This window comes from Polynucleobacter sp. UK-Mo-2m-Kol15, from assembly GCF_018881505.1.
Classification (GTDB): domain Bacteria; phylum Pseudomonadota; class Gammaproteobacteria; order Burkholderiales; family Burkholderiaceae; genus Polynucleobacter.
Genome location: NZ_JACVQC010000001.1, coordinates 129938 through 147913, shown reverse-complemented (window position 1 = coordinate 147913; position 17976 = coordinate 129938). Strand labels below are relative to the sequence as shown.

At 46.0% G+C, this 17976-nt stretch carries 20 protein-coding genes; 8 read left to right on the top strand and 12 right to left on the bottom strand.

Annotation, left to right across the window (positions count from 1 at the left end; genetic code table 11):
• Positions 1 to 27 precede the first annotated feature (27 nt).
• The gene (locus ICN43_RS00795; RefSeq protein ID WP_216196785.1) at positions 28 to 510 is read right to left on the bottom strand and encodes a flavin reductase family protein; all 483 of its coding nucleotides are present in this window, start codon (positions 508 to 510) and stop codon (positions 28 to 30) included.
• A 22-nt stretch (positions 511 to 532) separates the two neighbouring features.
• Positions 533 to 835: a hypothetical protein gene (locus ICN43_RS00790; protein ID WP_216196784.1), complete on the bottom strand. Its 303-nt coding sequence runs from the start codon at positions 833 to 835 to the stop codon at positions 533 to 535.
• A gap of 87 nt (positions 836 to 922) precedes the next feature.
• Here ICN43_RS00790 and ICN43_RS00785 point away from each other — a divergent pair, with 87 nt between their 5' ends.
• Positions 923 to 1906 carry an MDR family oxidoreductase gene (locus ICN43_RS00785; RefSeq protein WP_216199785.1) on the top strand — a complete coding sequence of 328 codons (984 nt, stop codon included), beginning with the start codon at positions 923 to 925 and terminating at the stop codon, positions 1904 to 1906.
• 13 nt (positions 1907 to 1919) lie between these two features.
• Here ICN43_RS00785 and ICN43_RS00780 read toward each other — a convergent pair whose 3' ends face one another.
• Entirely contained in the window at positions 1920 to 2096 is a 177-nt protein-coding gene (locus ICN43_RS00780; protein WP_216196783.1) for a DUF1289 domain-containing protein, read from the bottom strand.
• A 22-nt stretch (positions 2097 to 2118) separates the two neighbouring features.
• Between ICN43_RS00780 and ICN43_RS00775 the strand changes: the two genes are divergently transcribed.
• The gene (locus tag ICN43_RS00775) at positions 2119 to 3204 is read left to right on the top strand and encodes an MBL fold metallo-hydrolase (protein WP_216196782.1); all 1086 of its coding nucleotides are present in this window, start codon (positions 2119 to 2121) and stop codon (positions 3202 to 3204) included.
• Here ICN43_RS00775 and ICN43_RS00770 read toward each other — a convergent pair.
• A complete protein-coding gene (locus ICN43_RS00770) occupies positions 3116 to 3565 on the bottom strand; it encodes a PhaM family polyhydroxyalkanoate granule multifunctional regulatory protein (protein ID WP_216196781.1) in 450 nt (149 codons plus the stop codon). The two genes, ICN43_RS00775 and ICN43_RS00770, sit on opposite strands and share 89 nt — an antisense overlap.
• A gap of 76 nt (positions 3566 to 3641) precedes the next feature.
• Here ICN43_RS00770 and ICN43_RS00765 point away from each other — a divergent pair, with 76 nt between their 5' ends.
• A complete protein-coding gene (locus tag ICN43_RS00765; RefSeq protein ID WP_216196780.1) occupies positions 3642 to 4706 on the top strand; it encodes a homocysteine S-methyltransferase family protein in 1065 nt (354 codons plus the stop codon).
• On the top strand, positions 4703 to 7450 hold the full coding sequence (metH, locus tag ICN43_RS00760; RefSeq protein WP_216196779.1) for a methionine synthase: 2748 nt from the start codon (positions 4703 to 4705) through the stop codon (positions 7448 to 7450). Before ICN43_RS00765 ends, metH begins: the two co-directional genes overlap by 4 nt.
• A 34-nt stretch (positions 7451 to 7484) precedes the next feature.
• Here the strand turns inward: metH and ICN43_RS00755 are convergent, their stop codons facing one another.
• Entirely contained in the window at positions 7485 to 7802 is a 318-nt protein-coding gene (locus ICN43_RS00755) for a DUF1840 domain-containing protein (protein ID WP_216196778.1), read from the bottom strand.
• Positions 7803 to 7837: 35 nt separating this feature from the next.
• On the opposite strand from ICN43_RS00755, the gene argS reads away from it, so the two are divergent.
• The 3 genes from argS to ICN43_RS00740 are packed head-to-tail and all read left to right on the top strand — an operon-like array spanning position 7838 to position 10889.
• Positions 7838 to 9565, top strand: coding sequence for an arginine--tRNA ligase (gene argS / locus ICN43_RS00750; protein WP_216196777.1), 1728 nt, complete (start codon positions 7838 to 7840; stop codon positions 9563 to 9565).
• Between the two features lie 47 nt (positions 9566 to 9612).
• Complete coding sequence (locus ICN43_RS00745) at positions 9613 to 10230, top strand: SPOR domain-containing protein (RefSeq protein WP_216196776.1); 618 nt, start codon at positions 9613 to 9615, stop codon at positions 10228 to 10230.
• Complete coding sequence (locus ICN43_RS00740; protein WP_255533369.1) at positions 10227 to 10889, top strand: thiol:disulfide interchange protein DsbA/DsbL; 663 nt, start codon at positions 10227 to 10229, stop codon at positions 10887 to 10889. Before ICN43_RS00745 ends, ICN43_RS00740 begins: the two co-directional genes overlap by 4 nt.
• Positions 10890 to 10898: 9 nt before the next feature.
• Here ICN43_RS00740 and ICN43_RS00735 read toward each other — a convergent pair whose 3' ends face one another.
• From ICN43_RS00735 to ICN43_RS00715, 5 genes are read right to left on the bottom strand one after another with little or no spacing between them, the layout of a single operon-like run.
• On the bottom strand, positions 10899 to 11675 hold the full coding sequence (locus tag ICN43_RS00735; protein ID WP_216196775.1) for an SDR family oxidoreductase: 777 nt from the start codon (positions 11673 to 11675) through the stop codon (positions 10899 to 10901).
• The gene (locus tag ICN43_RS00730; RefSeq protein WP_216196774.1) at positions 11672 to 12967 is read right to left on the bottom strand and encodes a cyclopropane-fatty-acyl-phospholipid synthase family protein; all 1296 of its coding nucleotides are present in this window, start codon (positions 12965 to 12967) and stop codon (positions 11672 to 11674) included. Before ICN43_RS00730 ends, ICN43_RS00735 begins: the two co-directional genes overlap by 4 nt.
• The gene (locus ICN43_RS00725; RefSeq protein WP_216196773.1) at positions 12964 to 13749 is read right to left on the bottom strand and encodes a DUF1365 domain-containing protein; all 786 of its coding nucleotides are present in this window, start codon (positions 13747 to 13749) and stop codon (positions 12964 to 12966) included. The genes ICN43_RS00730 and ICN43_RS00725 overlap by 4 nt, the downstream gene beginning before the upstream one ends.
• The gene (locus ICN43_RS00720) at positions 13750 to 15138 is read right to left on the bottom strand and encodes an FAD-dependent oxidoreductase (RefSeq protein WP_216196772.1); all 1389 of its coding nucleotides are present in this window, start codon (positions 15136 to 15138) and stop codon (positions 13750 to 13752) included.
• Entirely contained in the window at positions 15138 to 15704 is a 567-nt protein-coding gene (locus tag ICN43_RS00715; RefSeq protein WP_370623186.1) for a glutathione peroxidase, read from the bottom strand. The genes ICN43_RS00720 and ICN43_RS00715 overlap by 1 nt, the downstream gene beginning before the upstream one ends.
• A 103-nt stretch (positions 15705 to 15807) precedes the next feature.
• Between ICN43_RS00715 and rfaE2 the strand changes: the two genes are divergently transcribed.
• On the top strand, positions 15808 to 16299 hold the full coding sequence (gene rfaE2, locus ICN43_RS00710) for a D-glycero-beta-D-manno-heptose 1-phosphate adenylyltransferase (protein WP_216196770.1): 492 nt from the start codon (positions 15808 to 15810) through the stop codon (positions 16297 to 16299).
• A gap of 23 nt (positions 16300 to 16322) precedes the next feature.
• Here rfaE2 and ICN43_RS00705 read toward each other — a convergent pair whose 3' ends face one another.
• Positions 16323 to 17144 (bottom strand): type III pantothenate kinase, encoded by an 822-nt coding sequence (locus tag ICN43_RS00705; protein ID WP_216196769.1) that lies wholly within the window; start codon positions 17142 to 17144, stop codon positions 16323 to 16325.
• On the bottom strand, positions 17141 to 17941 hold the full coding sequence (locus ICN43_RS00700; RefSeq protein ID WP_216196768.1) for a biotin--[acetyl-CoA-carboxylase] ligase: 801 nt from the start codon (positions 17939 to 17941) through the stop codon (positions 17141 to 17143). The genes ICN43_RS00705 and ICN43_RS00700 overlap by 4 nt, the downstream gene beginning before the upstream one ends.
• Positions 17942 to 17976 lie beyond the last annotated feature (35 nt).

The following is a 17976-nucleotide window of genomic DNA, read 5'->3' as shown; positions in this document are numbered from 1 at the left end:
AAGAATTCCTATTTTGGTTATTTAAAGTTAAAAATCTAAACCCATAAATTTGCTGTGAGCAAATATGAGTGGCTGACTATCTGGGGCGTGCTGCAGATTTAACACTTTAGCAACAATAATATGATGATCGCCGCCGGTATGGACAGATACGGTCTCGCACTCAAAATAAGCGCAGCAGCCTTCAATTTGGATGAGTCCGCTAGCTGCAATCCGATGCGGAATGTTAATGAACTGATTTTCTTTGACGGTGGCAAAGTGCATGGCCATCGACTCTTGGGAACGTTCAAGCACATGAATGAGCTGCTTGTGCCCGACTTCAAAATAGGGCATCAGGCGTGAATGCTTCTTGAGGCTCCATAAAATGAGTGGGGGTTCAAGAGAAACAGTATTAAAGGAGCTGATGGTGATGCCATGGGCATTCCGGTCGGCGTCTTGGCAGGTAATTACTGTGACCCCAGTTGCAAAAGAAGAGAAGCCTTTGCGGAGCTCCTGTGGGGTAAATGGAGTCATATTGATTTGCTGGTTTAACGACTTACTTTGCTGCTGTCGGTGCAGGCGCAGCAGTTGAGATAGTTGTTCCTGGAATTGGGGTTAAGACCTCATTCTCTTCGGCTTTAACGCATTTAAAGCGATATTCTTTACCAGCCTTAGAAAGGAAGCTTGCCCCTTCGTAGAAATCATTCTTACAGGCTGTATTGGCAAAATTCATCACATCTTGTGGTGCTGCGCTAGAGCTTATTAGGCGCATATTACCCATAGACATGTTAATTTGGCTGGAAGAGCAGCCAAGCAGCATTAAGCCAGAAATCGTAGTTGATAGTAGAATTTTTTTCATGGAAACCTCCATAATCAGCAATGCTCATTAGGATAAACCTATTACGTAATTGCTGTGGAGAATGCAATGGATTTAAAAGGAAAAGACATGTTTAAAGCTATTTTGGTAAACAAAGATGATCAAGGGTATAGGGCTGTGCTTTCTCAGGTCGATGAGGCTAGTTTGCCTGAGGGAGATGTCAGAGTTAAGGTGCACTATTCCACTCTGAACTACAAAGATGGCTTGGCGATTACTGGCAAGGGCCCGGTGGTGCGTAGCTTCCCCATGGTTCCCGGGATTGATTTTGCAGGAGAAGTCTTAGAGAGTGCTAGCCCAGAATTTAAGGTTGGCGATATGGTATTGCTTAATGGTTGGGGTGTTGGTGAGGGCCATTGGGGTGGTTTGGCTCAGCAGGCGCGAGTCAAGGCTGAGTGGCTGATTCCCTTGCCAAAAGGCTTTAGCGCTAAGCAGGCTCTAGCTATTGGTACTGCCGGCTACACAGCCATGTTGTGTGTCATGGCCTTACAAAAACATGGCTTGAAGCCGAGTGATGGTGAGGTATTAGTGACTGGTGCTGCTGGCGGAGTGGGTAGTTTCGCCATCACCCTTTTGAGCAATCTAGGCTTTACCGTTGTGGCTAGCACTGGACGTATCTCTGAAGCTGATTATTTGAAAAAATTAGGCGCTAGCGAAGTGATTGATCGTGCTGCACTGTCGACCCCTGGTAAGCCTTTGGCTAAAGAGCGCTGGGCAGCTGTAGTGGATAGCGTTGGTAGTCATACTCTAGCTAATGCCTGCGCGCAAACTAAAAGTGATGGTGCAGTTGCCGCCTGTGGCCTTGCTCAGGGAATGGATTTTCCATCAACTGTTGCACCATTCATTTTGCGCGGCGTGACTTTGTATGGCATCAATAGCGTGACAGTGCCAAAAGCAAAACGTATTGCCGCCTATGAGCAATTAAGTAAGCTAGTTGATCTCAAAACTTTAGAAGAGATCTCTCATGAAATTAGTCTAGAAGATTCTCTCAAGTACGCTGATGAGTTGATGGCTGGAAAGGTGCGTGGTCGTTTAATTGTGGATGTAAATAAATAAGTTTAAATAATATTTACTGTGATGTTTGAGGTTTGCGTATTTCTAGCTTTTCCCAAACCTCAAGCTTGTCAGCGTCAGAAAGTTCAGACCAGTCTGCAATCTCAGAAAGCGTACGATAGCAGCCGCGGCAAAAACCATTTTCAGGATTGATGTCGCACCAATTAATGCAAGGCGATGGAACTGTTGTCAAAGTAAACCTAGAATAGAAATAGATGAATACCAAAAACCAATCCAGCGATCTTAGTTCTATTCATTATCCCTTAGCCGATGCTTTGCCGGAAGTAGGCAGTTCAATAGAGATTGCGCCAGGTGTACGTTGGTTGCGGATGCGCTTACCATTCGCACTGGACCACATTAATCTATGGCTACTGCGTGATGAGCTTGAGGGTGTTCAAGGTTGGACCATTATTGATTGTGGCATTGCCAATGAAGAGACAAAAGCGGCCTGGAATCAGATCTTTGCTACTCAACTCGATGGTTTGCCTGTGTTGAGGGTGATCGTCACCCATATGCATCCAGACCACGTTGGGCTCTCCCAATGGCTCTGTGAAAAATGGCATGCACCACTCTGGATTTCGATGACGGATTATTTAACTGCGCAATGGTTGAGTCATAAAGAGGGCGGTGCTGCAGTTGGTGCGCGAGCTGGTGGAGGTGGTTCTGCGGATCACTTTCAAAAGCATGGTTTAAATACCCCAGAGGACCTAGAAAAAATTCGGGCGCGCTCCAACTACTACAGCAATATGGTTCCAGGTGTGCCACGGCAATATCGTCGCATCATCGATAGCGAGTTGATTTTGATTGGCGGACATGAGTGGCAAGTGATTATGGGGTTTGGTCATGCGCCAGAACATGCCTCACTATTTTGTAAAGATTTAGGCGTATTGATTTCTGGGGACATGTTGTTACCGCGCATCTCCACCAATGTCAGCGTCTACGATGCAGATCCAGATGCAGATCCCTTGGGCTTATATCTAAGCTCTTTAGATCGATATCTACCCTTGCCTGATGATGCTCTTGTGCTGCCATCACATGGCAAGCCTTTCACAGGAATGAAGCTGCGAATTGATCAGTTAAAAGCACATCATGATGATCGCTTAGCCGAAACCCTTGGGGCATGTAAAAAACCGGCAACTGCTCGCGAGATAGTGCCGGTTTTATTTAGACGTGAATTAGATATTCACCAAATGACCTTCGCCATGGGTGAGGCTATTGCTCATTTGAATTACCTACTTCGTCGAGGTAGGTTGAGTCGCCAGCTTTGCGACGACGGCGTGTTGCGGTTTTGCGTGGTTTAGAAGCCTTTGCTCCAGAATCCGCAGGAGATCCACTGGTGGCAGAGGCCGCGCTGGCTGAAACGGCATCACCAAAAGATTTGAGCGCCATCATGGTGGCATGCTGTACTTCTAACCCCTGAATAGTGGACTTCAGGATATTGAGGTTGAGATTAAGCCAGTTTTCAACGCTTTTGAGGTCTTTGATACGCTTTTCAAGCTCATCCGTATCCAAGCCTGGAAATGCCGCGCCGAAACCCCCTGCAGCTTTGGAGGCATCTGCAGTAAAAGGAAATTGGCCTGGGGTCTGCCCAGCCGCGCCTTGACCCCACATGGTTTTCATCATTTCAAGGCTTTGATTGAATTCAGGGATAGTTCCAAACATAGGGGGCTCCGGGTCAGATAAAAGTGGCTTATTGCCAATACAATAGAGGATTCTAGAGATTAATCCCGGTTACGCAATGCAATCTAATGGTTTATCCCAGCCTTACACCCGTGGTCAGGCACTTCCTGAGCTGCTCAAGCAACGCATTCTGATTTTGGATGGCGCCATGGGCACCATGATTCAGCAATATAAGCTCAATGAAGCGGATTACCGTGGCTTGCCTGCGAACAATCGTTTTGAATCTCATCCTGGCGATATCAAAGGCAATAACGAACTGCTGGTTTTGACACAGCCCCAAATCATTAGCAAGATTCATGAGCAGTATTTGGACGCGGGCGCAGACATTATTGAAACCAATACTTTCGGTGCCACTTCTGTAGCGCAAGAAGATTACAAAATGGCCGGATTGGCGCGTGAGATGAATGTCATCTCCGCTCAATTGGCGCGTGCCGCCTGTGAAAAATACTCTACACCTGAAAAACCCCGTTTTGCAGCTGGTGCAATTGGACCGACTCCAAAGACGGCGAGCATTTCACCGGATGTTAATGACCCAGGCGCCCGCAATGTGACGTTTGATGTATTGCGAGCATCTTATCGCGAACAGATTGAGGGCCTTTTTGATGGTGGTGTTGATTTATTTTTAGTGGAAACTGTTTTTGATACCCTCAATGCCAAAGCTGCATTATTTGCGCTGGATGAATTTTTTGAGGAAACAGGCGTACTTTTACCGGTAATGATTTCAGGTACCGTGACTGATGCCTCTGGCCGTATTTTGTCCGGTCAAACAGTAGAGGCATTTTGGAATAGCCTACGTCATATTAAGCCGCTAACTTTTGGCTTGAACTGCGCCTTAGGTGCCGCGCTGATGCGTCCTTATATTGCTGAGCTATCCCGTATCTGTGACGTTGCAGTATCTTGCTATCCCAATGCCGGTCTACCCAACCCCATGAGTGATACGGGCTTTGATGAAACTCCGGACATTACTTCTAGCTTGGTTGATGGTTTTGCAAAAGACGGTTTAGTCAATCTAGTAGGTGGCTGCTGTGGAACTACGCCAGATCATATTCGTGCAATTGCTAATGCGGTCGCTAAGCGCAAGCCACGCGCCTTCTATCGCGAGAGCGAAGGGGTATTAGCATGAGTAAGGTTGGAAAAGTAATGCCGCCGATGAAGCTTTCGGGTTTAGAGCCTTTTAATATCACAGCTGCTGTCGGCTTTGTGAATATTGGTGAGCGTACTAACGTTACTGGCTCTAAAGCATTTGCCCGCATGATTTTGAATAATCAATTTGATGAGGCGCTAGTAGTTGCGAGGCAGCAAGTTGAGAACGGCGCCCAAGTCATTGACATCAATATGGATGAGGCAATGTTAGATTCTGAGGCGGCGATGACGCGCTTCTTAAATTTAATTGCTTCCGAACCAGACATTGCCCGTGTACCGATCATGATTGACTCCTCAAAATGGAGTGTCATTGAGGCAGGGCTGAAATGTATTCAAGGCAAGCCGATTGTTAACTCGATTTCACTCAAAGAGGGTGAGGAGTCTTTTAGAAAACAGGCACGTTTGATTCGTCGTTATGGTGCAGCATCTGTGGTGATGGCATTTGACGAAGTAGGTCAAGCAGATACCTTTAAGCGTAAGACAGAAATCTGCCAGCGCTGCTATCAAATACTAGTTAACGAGATTGGCTTTCCTGCAGAAGATATTATTTTTGACCCCAATATCTTTGCAATTGCGACTGGTATTGAAGAGCATGACAACTATGCGGTAGATTTTATTAACGCAACCCGCTGGATTAAAGAGAATCTGCCGGGCGCGAAAGTCAGTGGCGGTGTCTCGAATGTCAGCTTCTCTTTCCGCGGTAATGATCGTGTTCGAGAAGCTATTCATACGGTGTTCTTGTATCACGCTATTCAGGCGGGTATGGATATGGGTATCGTCAATGCAGGGCAGCTCGGCGTCTATGCAGACCTAGATCCTGAATTGCGCGAGCGCGTTGAAGATGTAGTGCTTAACCGCTTTAAAGAAAAAGATGGCAAGACCCCAACTGAGCGCTTACTCGATATTGCCGACCAATTTAAGGGCGGTGGCGCAAAGCAAGTTGAGAACTTAGTATGGCGTGAAGCCCAGGTGCGTGAGCGCTTAACCCATGCTTTGGTACATGGAATCACTACCTTTATTGAAGAAGATACTGAAGAGTTACGCGCACAAATTATGGGTGCTGGTGGGCGTCCGATTGAGGTTATTGAAGGCCCCTTAATGGACGGCATGAACGTTGTTGGCGATTTGTTTGGTGCCGGTAAGATGTTCTTGCCTCAAGTGGTTAAGAGTGCGCGGGTGATGAAGCAAGCAGTTGCGATTTTGATCCCTTACATTGAAGAAGAAAAACGCTTGCATATTGCCTCTGGTGGCGAAGCCAAGGCTAAGGGCAAGATTGTGATGGCGACTGTTAAAGGTGATGTGCACGATATTGGCAAAAACATTGTGACGGTAGTACTGCAATGTAATAACTTTGAAGTTGCCAATATGGGTGTGATGGTGCCTTGTGCAGAAATCCTAAAACGCGCCAAAGAAGAAAAAGCCGATATTGTTGGCTTATCCGGCCTAATCACTCCATCCTTAGAAGAGATGACTTACGTTGCTCAAGAGATGCAGCGTGATGATTATTTCCGTGAACGCCAAATTCCGCTCATGATTGGTGGCGCAACCACCTCTCGTGTGCATACTGCGGTCAAGATTGCTCCACACTACGATGGTCCTGTAGTCTATGTACCTGATGCATCTCGTTCTGTGTCGGTGGCAGCGAGCCTGCTTTCGGATGAGAGTGCTAAGAAATTTATTCAAGATCTGCGCGATGACTATGTACGTATTCGTGAGCAACATGCCAACAAGAAAGCATCGCCAACGATCTCTTTAGAAGCAGCACGCAAGAATCGCGAGCTAATTGATTGGGCTAGTTATGTGCCTGAGAAGCCGAAGTTTATTGGGCGCCGTGTTTTTAAGAATTTCTCTCTAAGTGATATTGCTAAATATATCGACTGGACGCCGTTCTTCCAGACCTGGGATTTGGCTGGCAAGTTTCCAGCAATCCTAGATGATGAAATCGTTGGCGTTGAGGCTCGCAAAGTATTTGAAGATGCCCAAGCGCTATTAGATAAATTAATTAAAGGCCAATGGTTACAGGCTGATGCTGTGGTGGCGTTCTATCCAGCCAATACCGTAGGCGATGACATCGTCTTGTACAGCGATGAATCTCGCGAGCATCCATTGTTTGTTTGGCATAACTTACGTCAGCAGGCTGAGCGTCCGATAGTTGATGGTGTTCGCCGACCTAATCGTTGCTTGGCAGATTATGTAGCGCCAAAAGATTCGCGTGTTTCTGATTATCTAGGTTGTTTTGCTGTTACGACTGGTCATGGTGTAGAGAAAAAAGTAGCTGAGTTTCATGCAAAGCATGATGACTACAGCGCAATCATGCTGCAGTCCTTAGCCGATCGTTTGGCAGAAGCATTTGCAGAATTAATGCACCATCGTGTTCGTACTGATCTATGGGGTTATGCGACTGATGAGATTTTGACTAATGATCAAATGATTAATGAGGAATATCGCGGGATTCGCCCAGCACCCGGATATCCAGCTTGTCCTGCGCATGAAGTCAAAAAGGATTTGCTGCGCGTAATTGGTTCAGAAGATATTGGCATGACCCTGACTGAATCTATGGCTATGAATCCGGCTTCCAGTGTCAGCGGTTTTTATTTGGCGCATCCAGATGCGCGTTATTTCAATGTGGGTAAGTTGTCGACCGACCAAATTGAAGATCTTGCTAAGCGCCGTAATGAGCCTGTTGAAGATATCCGTCGCCAATTGGCAAGCTCAATAGACTAAATTGGGTTTGGGCGGGGTGGAGTGGATGTGGCGTTTACACACCCCACATCACCGGCTCACCTTTTGCTTTAGCCTGTTTCATGAGCTCTAGGAAGGGGTAGGCACGTTGGCCTAGCCGATCGGCAAGCTTTGGTTTCTCAATATTTTCTTGATCGGCTGTATTGCTTTTAGCCCGATCTTCCAAATCTTTGAGAATGGCGGTCTCTAGGGCAATGATTAGGGTTGGTAGTTGCTCAACCGTCATAATCCCTCTGGGCTCTAATGAACGGCCCAAAATTTCAAAGATTCGCTGGGTCAGATCAGCTAGCATGATGACGTCAGGACCCGCTTTGGAGCGAAATTGATAGATCATTTCAATAGCTTACCACCTGATAAACTCACTAATCTATGTTGTTAACTAATAAAAATCGTTTAATTCAAATGCTGAGTGCAGCCCTGCAAGGACTGGCTCAGGAGCGTGGTTTTGGTGAGGCCCCCACGCCACGCTTGGAGCGCCCGAAGGCGGTGGACCATGGTGATGTCGCTTGCAATATCGCCCTCCAGCTTTCTAAGGCTTGGAAACTAAATCCCAGGGAATTGGCGCAAGCATTGGTTGAGCGTTTAGGGCAGCAACCCGGCTATGGCGACCTCATCGCTTCTTGCGAAATCGCGGGCCCTGGATTTATTAACTTTCGCCTGAGTAATGCCGCTAAAACTACGGTGGTGCAAGAAGTTCTCACGGCAAGATCCCAGTTTGGTCAGCTAGCCCCAGAGGTGGCTCCAGTCTCTAGCGCCATGATTGAGTTTGTGTCTGCTAATCCAACTGGCCCCCTACACGTTGGCCATGGTCGTCAAGCTGCCCTTGGAGATGCCCTAGCAAACTTATTGGCAACTCAGGGTATCAAGGTACACCGCGAGTTTTATTACAACGATGCAGGTGTGCAGATCGCCAATTTGGCGCTCTCCGTTCAGGCTCGATTAAATGGTCTTAAACCGGGGGATACCGCTTGGCCAGAGAGCGCTTATAACGGTGAATACATTGCGGAGATTGCAACTGCTTTTAAGGCTTCATCTGAATATAAGGATGATCTTGAAGCCATTCGTCAATTTGCTGTGGCATATTTGCGCAATGAACAAGATATTGATTTAAAAACATTTGGCGTGAAGTTTGATTGCTATTACCTAGAATCTTCTTTGTATACCGATGGTAGTGTTGACAAGATTGTTGAGGAGCTGCAGAGCATTGGTAAGACCTATGAATCTGAGGGCGCGCTATGGTTAAAGACGACTGATGATGGTGACGATAAAGATCGCGTCATGCGTAAGTCTGATGGTAGCTTTACCTATTTTGTGCCTGATGTCGCATATCACACCAGTAAATGGAATCGTGGCTTTGCAAAAGTAATTAACGTCCAGGGTAGCGATCACCATGGCACGATCGCCCGTGTGCGCTCAGGATTACAGGGCGTGGCTCAGAAGCGCGGTTGGGATATTCCAAAAACCTACCCCGACTATGTATTGCACAAGATGGTAACAGTGATGCGCCATGGTGAAGAAGTAAAAATTTCTAAACGTGCAGGCTCCTATGTGACGGTGCGTGACTTAGTTGAATGGTCTGGCGGTGTTACTCCGGAGATGACTGCAGATGAGCGTGAGCTTGCGTTACAGCGTGGACGTGATGCAGTACGCTTCTTTCTGATCTCACGCAAAGCCGATACGGAATTTGTCTTTGATATTGACTTAGCGTTACAGCAAAATGATGAGAACCCAGTGTTCTATGTGCAATATGCCCATGCACGCATTTGCTCAATCCTAACTCAATGGGGTGGACAGACGTCTGACCTGAGGGATGTAGATCTTTCTTTGCTGCAAAGCAAGGCCTCAGATCATCTATTGCGTCGCTTAGCTGAATACCCTGAAATGCTGACTGATGCAGCTGCAGACTTAGCGCCACATGCTTTAGCTTTCTACTTGCGTGATTTAGCGGGAGACTTCCATGCTTTTTATAACGCGGACCGCGTTTTAGTGGATGACCCTGCATTGAGGCTGGCTCGTCTAGCATTGCTCTCAGCAACCCGTCAAGTTCTTGAAAATGGACTAAAGGTATTAGGTGTTTCGGCACCCGCTAAGATGTAAGCTGTAATACTTGCTAGCACTTAAGAAGTAAAAAGAAGGATGTGGACATGACGAATAAAACAAATCAACATACTAGCCTTGCTCGAAAGAAGCCGTCTTCAGGCTCAGAGTATGGCGGCACTATTCTTGGGTTTATTCTAGGGCTTGGTGTCGGTTTAGGCGCTGCTTTTATTATTGCCTTTTATCTTTCTAAAAACACGCCTCAAGAGCGGCCAGGGGTAAGAGCCCCTAATCTACCTTTAACAATTAAGCCAGGACCAGCGCCCGTCGAAGGTGAGGAGGCTGCTCCAATAGAAGCCTTGGACTTGAACAAGCCCTTACAAGGAAAGTCAGCAACACCTGCCACAAGTGCATCCGACCCGATTGCTGATTTAGCTAATGGCAAGAAGCCAGCAGAATCTACCCCGGCACCAGCTGCAAAATTGGACACAATTTATTTCTTACAAGTGGGTGCCTTTAATAAGCGAGCTGATGCAGATGCGCAAAAAGCCAGTTTGGCTATTCAGGGTATTCAGTCTCAATTAAGTGAAATTAGCAGTGAAGGTAATACACTTTGGCGTGTGCGCGTTGGCCCGTACAACAGTGTTGAAGAGACTAATCCCGTGCGAGATAAACTGAATAGCATGGGTATCAAACCGAGCGTTATTAAATCTGGTAAATCATGATGACATTGTCTAAATCTAAACGAATCCTTTTATCTGTCGCCATTCTCGGCTTCACAATTTCTCTCTCAGGTTTTGCAAATGCGCAAAGCCTTAAGATTGAAGAGGGGTTTGATTATCGTATTTTGCCTACTCCTCAGCCAGTAGAATCCAAAGGCAAGGTCGAGGTCATTGAGTTTTTTTGGTACGGTTGCCCCCATTGTTATGACTTTGAACCAGAGCTCAATGCTTGGCTTAAGCGCCAAGCAAAAGATGTCACTTTCCGTAAAGTACCTGTGGCTTTTCGTGATGACTTTATGCCGCACAGCCAGTTATTCTATGCCCTAGAGTCTATGGGCAAGGGTGAGGCGATGAATGAAAAAGTCATGTATGCCATGCATAAGGAAAACAAGCGTCTCATGACAGAAAATGAGATTGCAGATTGGGTTGCATCCCAAGGCATCGATCGCAATACTTTCTTGGCCACTTATCGTTCGTTTGCCGTTATATCTAAGGCGCGCGCCGCAAGACAGATGGCTGATGCTTATCGCATTGATGGCGTGCCAACGATTGTGATGCAGGGACGCTATGTAACTTCTCCATCCATTGCAGGAACTAAAGCTAAAGCGATTGCTGTCATGGATTACTTGGAACAAAAAATCCGTAAGGATAAATATAAGTAATTCAGAATATTATATTTTGACAAAGCGCCGTACGACCCAGAAATATAGGGGGTAAGGCAGGACTCTGAGAAACTTTAAGAATCCTGAAAACCGCTTAGGGAAGTGAATATCAAACTCTCCAGCTTGAAGTCCTGCCAGAATTTCTTTTGCAGCCTCTTCAGCGGTAATTAGCGCTGGCATTTCAAAGTCATTCTGGGCAGTAGCCTCAGTTGCTACAAAGCCTGGTGAAATCATATGTACACCTACGCCTTGAGGCAGTAAGTCGTAATACAGGGTTTCGCAGAAATTAATGATTCCGGCTTTACTTGGCCCATAAGCTAGTGCTTTCGGTAGTCCGCTATATCCAGCTACGCTACCAACAATAGCAATATGACCGGCATGATCTTTAAGCATCTTAGGCAAGACAATACTGACTGCCCGCATGGGGCCTAGTAAATTGGCATCAATGGTTTTCTGGGCAATTTCAAAGTCAAAATTATCGGCACGTAAGGGTGTGTATACACCCGAAACAAATAGCATGAGATCTAAGCCACCCCAAGTTTCCGCGATGCTCTGGTAGGCTGAAATGAGTTGCTCTTGATGGGTAACATCTAAAGGTAGCACTAAGGCATGGCCTGTCTCTGCAGATTGTGCGATGGTATTTAGTCGCTCGGCACGACGACTAGAGAGGGCGACTTTTGCGCCTGCACTTAGAAAGGCTTTTGCGCAGGCTTCACCGATTCCGCTCGAGGCCCCAATGACCCAAATCCGTTGATTTATAAAAGCAGCTATTCCTTGTTGTTTCATGGTCGTAGGGCGTCACTTGAGTGAATTGCATCTTGATGTTTAAGGGTGTACTGAACTACATCAATATTTTTTTCAGAGAATCCAGCGGCGCAATACATGAGATAGAAATTCCAAAGCCGAATAAAGGCTTCGTCAAAACCAAGGCGATAAATTTCTTCCATTTTTTGATTAAAGCTATCGCGCCATAAGCATAAGGTTTTGGCGTAGTCGGCGCCAAATGCAAACTCAGCCTCAACCTCTAAGCCTGCACTCGCGGCTGCAGCTTTGAATTTAGCGGGCGAAGGAAGCATGCCTCCTGGGAAAACATACTGTTGAATAAAGTCAGTGCTATGGCGATAGCGATCAAACAAATCTTCTGCTATGACGATGGTTTGAATGCAAGCTCGGCCGCCTGCTTTTAGTCGATTTGCAACGGTTTGGAAGTATTCGCCCCAATGGTTTTCGCCAACTGCTTCAAACATTTCAATGGAAGCGATGCCATCAAATTGCTCTGTACAGTCTCGATAATCTTGAAGACGAATCTCAAATTTTTTTGCGCTAGTGAGCTCTGAGTTGACCTTTTGCAGTCTAGTTTCGGCAAAAGCTTTTTGCTCTATTGATAATGTCAGGCCAGTGACTTGATGGGCATTGCGAAGGGATTCTTCCATAAAACCACCCCAACCACAGCCTATTTCTAAGATATGGTCGCTCGGTTTGGCATGAATGGATTCTAGGATGCGCTTGATTTTGGCGCGCTGAGCATCCATCAGCGATTGCTTATCACCCTCAGAGAACCAAGCGCTTGAATAGCTCATAGTTGGATCTAGCCATAGGGTATAGAAAGCATTACCTAGGTCATAGTGCGCATGAATATTTTTACGACTACCCGCTTTAGAGTTGTCTCTAAACCAGTGTCGTAGTCGATAGCTGATAGATCCTAGCCAGCTGCCATAAATCGCTTTTTCTAGGATGGTACGGTTCCGGATGGCTAGCTCAAGCACAGCCTTAAGATCGGGTGTATTCCATTCGCCACGAATATAGCTTTCAGCAAAGCCAATATCACCATGAGATAAGACTTGCCTAAATACTGACCAGTCTAAAACGTGAATTTCTGCATGTAGTTGGTCTGAGCTATTCCCAAATTCTCTTACTTCCTTATTTGGCAGTGTGATCACCAAATGCCCGCTGCGTAATTTCGCCAAAAGCCCTAATAAAGTTTTTGTGCTTACACGATATTGTTGCTGTTTTGATTCCCGCTTCTCAGGACGGGAAAACGTAAGACGAGACAGTAGTGATTGACCGGGGCGATTCATCGAGTAATTTCTAGTTCTGGTGGTTTGGGTTTTGAGTGAAAGGGTACACCTTTTAACCATAATTTCAATGCTTGCCAGTGAATTCGGCTAATCACGCCCAGACTCATCAGGGGGTAGCGTAAAAAGGCAAGATAGAGAGTTTTTTTGCTCAATAATTGAGTCAGACCGCTGATACTGGTGTTGATTAATGGGGCGCCATCCTCATGGAGCTCTATCCGGCAAACGATATTCCGCTTTGAGCGGCTATCTTGAGGAAATAAAAAGCGGAAGTGGTATTCCCCGCGTACGTCACAGAAGGGTGATACGTGAAATATCTTTTTACTTACTAGCGTTTCGCCAGATTGGAGCGATCTACCAGAGTCATGATGCAGTAAGTAGCAGTGTCGTTCGCCAAAGGTGTTATTGACCTCTGCTAGTACAGCTTGTACTTGCCCATTGGCTTGGGTGCAGATCCAAAAGCTGACGGGATTAAATACATACCCAATGACGCGTGGAAAGGTTTGTAGCCAAATCTCCCCATCAATATTCTGAATGTGGTTTTCTTCAAGAATCGATTCAATCCAGGCCAGGCTATCTGGACCACCTACTCCATGATCTTGATCGAAGAATGAAAAAAGTCCGAACTGATTGTCTTTAAGACCATGCTTGCTGATTAATTCTGGATCATTTCTACGCGCACGCATTGGAATAGAAACGGTAAATACATCATAGCCAAACGCATTTGTAGCGGGACGGAAACGTCGATGTTTTACCGACCCAAAATTAATCGTGGGCAAGTTCATTTACTGAATATCTTTAATGGAATTGGACTGAACGCGATGAGCAATTTTTTCCATAAGATCCATTGCCACCAATTCGCCTGAGCGAAGACCATCTTCATGAAAGCCAAAACCTGTCCATGCACCGCAATACCAAATTGAAGAATTGCCTTGAATCAGGGGCAGTTCTTTTTGGGCTTGTACGGCCTGCATATCAAAGACGGGATGCGAGTAATGAATTTCTTCGTGCACTAACTTTGGATTAGGATCAGCTAGCGGGTTTAAGCTCACAACAATCGGTGTGTTTTCGAATGCTTTTGGAAGAGGTTGCAAGCGATTGATTAAATAATTCACGCTCACATGTTGTTGTGCAGTCGGTGTTGCACCAGATTTTGCAGTGTAGTTCCATGCCGCCCAACAGCGCTCACTAGCTGGTAAAAAATTTCTATCTGTATGCAAAATAGCACGATTCTTTTGATAGGGTACCGAGGCTAAAATATTGCGGGCATCTTGATCAATACCATGAACCAAATCTAAGATCTGATCGCTATGGCATGCCATCACTACTTCATCAAATTGGTACGATCCTGATGGAGTAATAACTTCTACCTGAACTTTTTCTTCTTTGCTAGCGTTAACACGAGAAACGGATTCACGCACAAATTTAACGTGATGTTTCTCGAGGGCCGCCACCAAAAGTTTCACATATTCCCGAGAGCCGCCTTTAACGGTAAGCCATTGCGGGCGATTGTGAATTTGTAAAAGACCATGGTTATGACAGAAGCGCACCATAGTCTGAATTGGAAACTCCAACATTTGCTCAACAGAGCATGACCAAATAGCACCAATCATCGGCAAGAAATAGTTTTCTCTAAAGCTGATGCTGAAACGATGTCGATTTAAAAAATCTTTAATACGTTCATCTGGTTCTGAATACTCAAGCTTGGCAGTAATTTGCTTCTCCGCAAGTTGAGTGGCGAGACGATTAAAGCGCAGAATGTCATAGGCCATTCTCCAAAATGACAGCGAGAGCAAATTCGATCTTTGCCCAAAGAAAGAATTGAGATCGTTACCAGCCCATTCAATTTTTTTGCTGCGCCCTGTTTTTTTGCTAGCATCAATTGATACAGAAAAAGACATTTCAGATGGTGCAATGGGGACCTTGATCTCTTCAAGCAGGCGAACTAAGCGAGGATAAGTTTTACGGTTGAAGACTAAAAATCCAGTATCGACTCCATGGGTAATATTACCTTGGGGAGTTTCTAGAGTGAGATCTACAGTATTACTGTGACCTCCAATATGATTGCCACCTTCAAAAAGAGTGATATCTAAATCGGGGTGCTGTCTTAAGGCGTAGGCACATCCTAGGCCAGATATACCAGCGCCAATAATCGCAACTTTTTTCTTACCCACTAAATTTTCTCTCCAAGAAGTTTCTCTATCTGATTGGTAATGCTACTGCTCGTTGGTTTAGTCATGCTGCTAAATGCGTCTACTACATTCCCGTTGCGATCAATGAGATATTTATAAAAATTCCATTTAGGAGTTGTACCAGTTTTAGCTATTAACATCTTAAATAAAGGGTTGGGATTGCTGCCGCTAACGGAGCTCTTTGCAAACATGGGAAACTTGACGTCATAGGTATTTTTACAGAAGTCAGCAATTTCCTTGTTGCTACCCGGCTCCTGTTGACCAAAATCGTTCGATGGAAAACCCAGCACAACTAAGCCACGATCTTTGTATTTGGCGTACAGCTTCTCAAGACCCTCGTATTGGCTCGTGAAGCCACAAAAGCTAGCCGTATTAACAGCCAGAATAACTTTTCCTTGGTATTGGCAAAGATTTTGGGGTGCCTCATCCTGCAGTCTCGGAAAGGTATGGGACAAAAGCGGGCTGCAGCTAGGAGAGGCCGCAGGAGCTGCCTTTACAAATTGCATGGCCGTTAGCAGTAAAAGTAGTGCTAGTAAGTACCTCGGCATAATGCGAATCATATCGAACCTTTGGGCTGGAGGGGGGATGTCCAAGTCTAAGACATTCTGGCAAATATCGTTGGGCTGAGCTCAATGCCATTAATATGATGTCATGAGCTCCTTACCTTTACCTTCTTTTGAGTCTAAAGTTTGCACCCCAGCCGATCTGGAGGCTCGTATTGCCAAACTTCCGAGACCCCTGGTATTTACAAATGGTGTTTTCGACATTTTGCATCGTGGACATGCCAGTTATCTTGCCCAAGCACGAGCACTAGGCGCTAGTCTGGTAGTGGGTGTTAACGCAGATACTTCAGTCAAAATGCTAGGTAAGGGTGATGACAGGCCAATTAATACTGAGGCTGATCGTCAGGCTTTATTGGCGGCACTTGAGAGTGTGGATTTGGTAGTGCTATTTACCGAGAAGACCCCAGTGAATCTCATAGCCACTGTACATCCAGATATCTATGTCAAGGGGGGTGATTATCAAATCGATACTCTCGAGGAAACTCGCCTCGTAAAAACCTGGGGTGGAAAAGCGGTCGCTATTCCATTTTTATACGAGCGCTCTACAACAACCCTGTTGGGCAAGATCCGCACCAGCTAAGGCCTGCAAACAGAAGCAGGCAGCTACAGGTTTTGTAAAAGCCAGGCCCAGAGCCCTCGCAGCACTAAACCCTCAATAGGTTCAATAGGAAGCGCTGCCAGCTCGGGAAACTGCTTAATTGCACTTGCTAAAATTTTTGCATTACCACCATCAAGCCAAATGCGCTCGACAGGATGATTCATAGCTTTTGCTAAATAGGCTGCATGTAGTATTGCCCCCATTTGTGCCGCGTCACAACCGCCAGTAATCGCCTCATCTGTTGTTGTGCCAAAACTCGCTTGAGTTTCAGGTTTGCTAGCGCGAACCGCTAATGGAAGTTGTGCTGTGTTTTTTTGCAGACTTTCTTGCATTAGATTGAGGCCTGGCAAGATCCAGCCTCCGTAATGAACGCCATTACCGCCTAGTAAATCAATCGTAGTGGCCGTCCCAGCGCTAATGACTAGTGTGTTGGTGTTTGAGAGTGCTCGTGCGCCGATTAAGGCGGCCCATCGATCTGCACCCAATTTACTCGGATCTTGATAGAGCGTGCGTACACCTGTATAAGAGCTGCTGCCTGTAAATTGCTTCCACTCAAGATCTTGCCATTGCGGAAATAGGCTGCGGAGATTTTCAATGGCAGCATCACCTGCTACACAGCAAAATCCAATGGCATCTGGCTTAGGTAATGTTTTAGAAATATAGTCAGATAGTTCGGCACGCAGTTCAGGTGATTGGAAAGATTTGGTACTGACCGAACCAGAATACGCCCACAGTTTTTTATTTCGGTCTGCAATATTTTGTGTAGATTCGACAGCAGCCCACTTTAGTCGAGTATTACCAAGATCAAATACTAGATATAAGCTCATGATTGCACTCGCAAAGAAAGATCACCTGCATGAATAGTGATTGATTGATGTTGTTGCCTGAGAATGAGTGCTCCAGCATCATCTACTCCAGCAGAAATCCCAATGATAGGTTCTTTGCCAGTTCCAGAGATGCAAACAGACTGACCATTGAAGGCATCCCACTGCGCCCAGGAATCTTTAAATTGGGCAAAACCGTGTTGTTCAAATTGAGCCAAATGTTTCTCAAAAGACTCAATGAGTTTTAGCCAAATAAACTCAGCATCTGGAATGGGTTTTTGATGCGGTAATAGCTGATCTAGGGCCGCAACACCAATAGTGGAATGGCCTTGCAGGCTATTTGTAATCAGTGCTGCATTGTGTAAGTTCAGACCCAGTCCTATTACCATCCAAGTGGGTGAGCTTGGATTACTCTGCCCACCTTCAATGAGGATACCGCCAAGCTTGGCATTGTTCAGCAGTAAATCATTAGGCCACTTTAGTCTTAGGCCTTGTTGATGCAGGGAGGCCTCACTCATGCCTAAGGCACCAGCAATGCCGGCGATAACTGCTAGTCCGATAACTAGACTGAGTCCACTTAGCTCATTGGGGCTCTTATGAAAGGGGTGGGCCAAAGAAAAGCATAGGGTATCGTCAGGCCTAGAAAGCCAAACCCTTCCAGCCCGGCCTTTGCCGGATGTCTGTTCATGAGCGATACGAGCAACGGGGTCAATTAATTCCCCAGCACGCCAACGGGCCAATAAATCATCATTAGTTGATTTTGTAGTAGCGACTCGCTCTAAGATGCAATTTGGGCTCATTGCCCTATTGTAGAAAGAACTGACCTAGCTGACCT

Coding starts and splice junctions, on each gene's coding strand:
- argS (WP_216196777.1), top strand. CDS start 7,838: ATGTTGTTAACTAATAAAAATCGTTTAATTCAAATGCTGAGTGCAGCC.
- ICN43_RS00725 (WP_216196773.1), bottom strand. CDS start 13,749: ATGAACTTGCCCACGATTAATTTTGGGTCGGTAAAACATCGACGTTTC.
- rfaE2 (WP_216196770.1), top strand. CDS start 15,808: ATGAGCTCCTTACCTTTACCTTCTTTTGAGTCTAAAGTTTGCACCCCA.
- ICN43_RS00700 (WP_216196768.1), bottom strand. CDS start 17,941: ATGAGCCCAAATTGCATCTTAGAGCGAGTCGCTACTACAAAATCAACT.
- ICN43_RS00745 (WP_216196776.1), top strand. CDS start 9,613: ATGACGAATAAAACAAATCAACATACTAGCCTTGCTCGAAAGAAGCCG.
- ICN43_RS00735 (WP_216196775.1), bottom strand. CDS start 11,675: ATGAAACAACAAGGAATAGCTGCTTTTATAAATCAACGGATTTGGGTC.
- ICN43_RS00705 (WP_216196769.1), bottom strand. CDS start 17,144: ATGAGCTTATATCTAGTATTTGATCTTGGTAATACTCGACTAAAGTGG.
- ICN43_RS00740 (WP_255533369.1), top strand. CDS start 10,227: ATGATGACATTGTCTAAATCTAAACGAATCCTTTTATCTGTCGCCATT.
- ICN43_RS00795 (WP_216196785.1), bottom strand. CDS start 510: ATGACTCCATTTACCCCACAGGAGCTCCGCAAAGGCTTCTCTTCTTTT.
- ICN43_RS00715 (WP_370623186.1), bottom strand. CDS start 15,704: ATGCCGAGGTACTTACTAGCACTACTTTTACTGCTAACGGCCATGCAA.
- ICN43_RS00775 (WP_216196782.1), top strand. CDS start 2,119: ATGAATACCAAAAACCAATCCAGCGATCTTAGTTCTATTCATTATCCC.
- metH (WP_216196779.1), top strand. CDS start 4,703: ATGAGTAAGGTTGGAAAAGTAATGCCGCCGATGAAGCTTTCGGGTTTA.
- ICN43_RS00770 (WP_216196781.1), bottom strand. CDS start 3,565: ATGTTTGGAACTATCCCTGAATTCAATCAAAGCCTTGAAATGATGAAA.
- ICN43_RS00765 (WP_216196780.1), top strand. CDS start 3,642: ATGCAATCTAATGGTTTATCCCAGCCTTACACCCGTGGTCAGGCACTT.
- ICN43_RS00730 (WP_216196774.1), bottom strand. CDS start 12,967: ATGAATCGCCCCGGTCAATCACTACTGTCTCGTCTTACGTTTTCCCGT.
- ICN43_RS00785 (WP_216199785.1), top strand. CDS start 923: ATGTTTAAAGCTATTTTGGTAAACAAAGATGATCAAGGGTATAGGGCT.
- ICN43_RS00755 (WP_216196778.1), bottom strand. CDS start 7,802: ATGATCTATCAATTTCGCTCCAAAGCGGGTCCTGACGTCATCATGCTA.
- ICN43_RS00790 (WP_216196784.1), bottom strand. CDS start 835: ATGAAAAAAATTCTACTATCAACTACGATTTCTGGCTTAATGCTGCTT.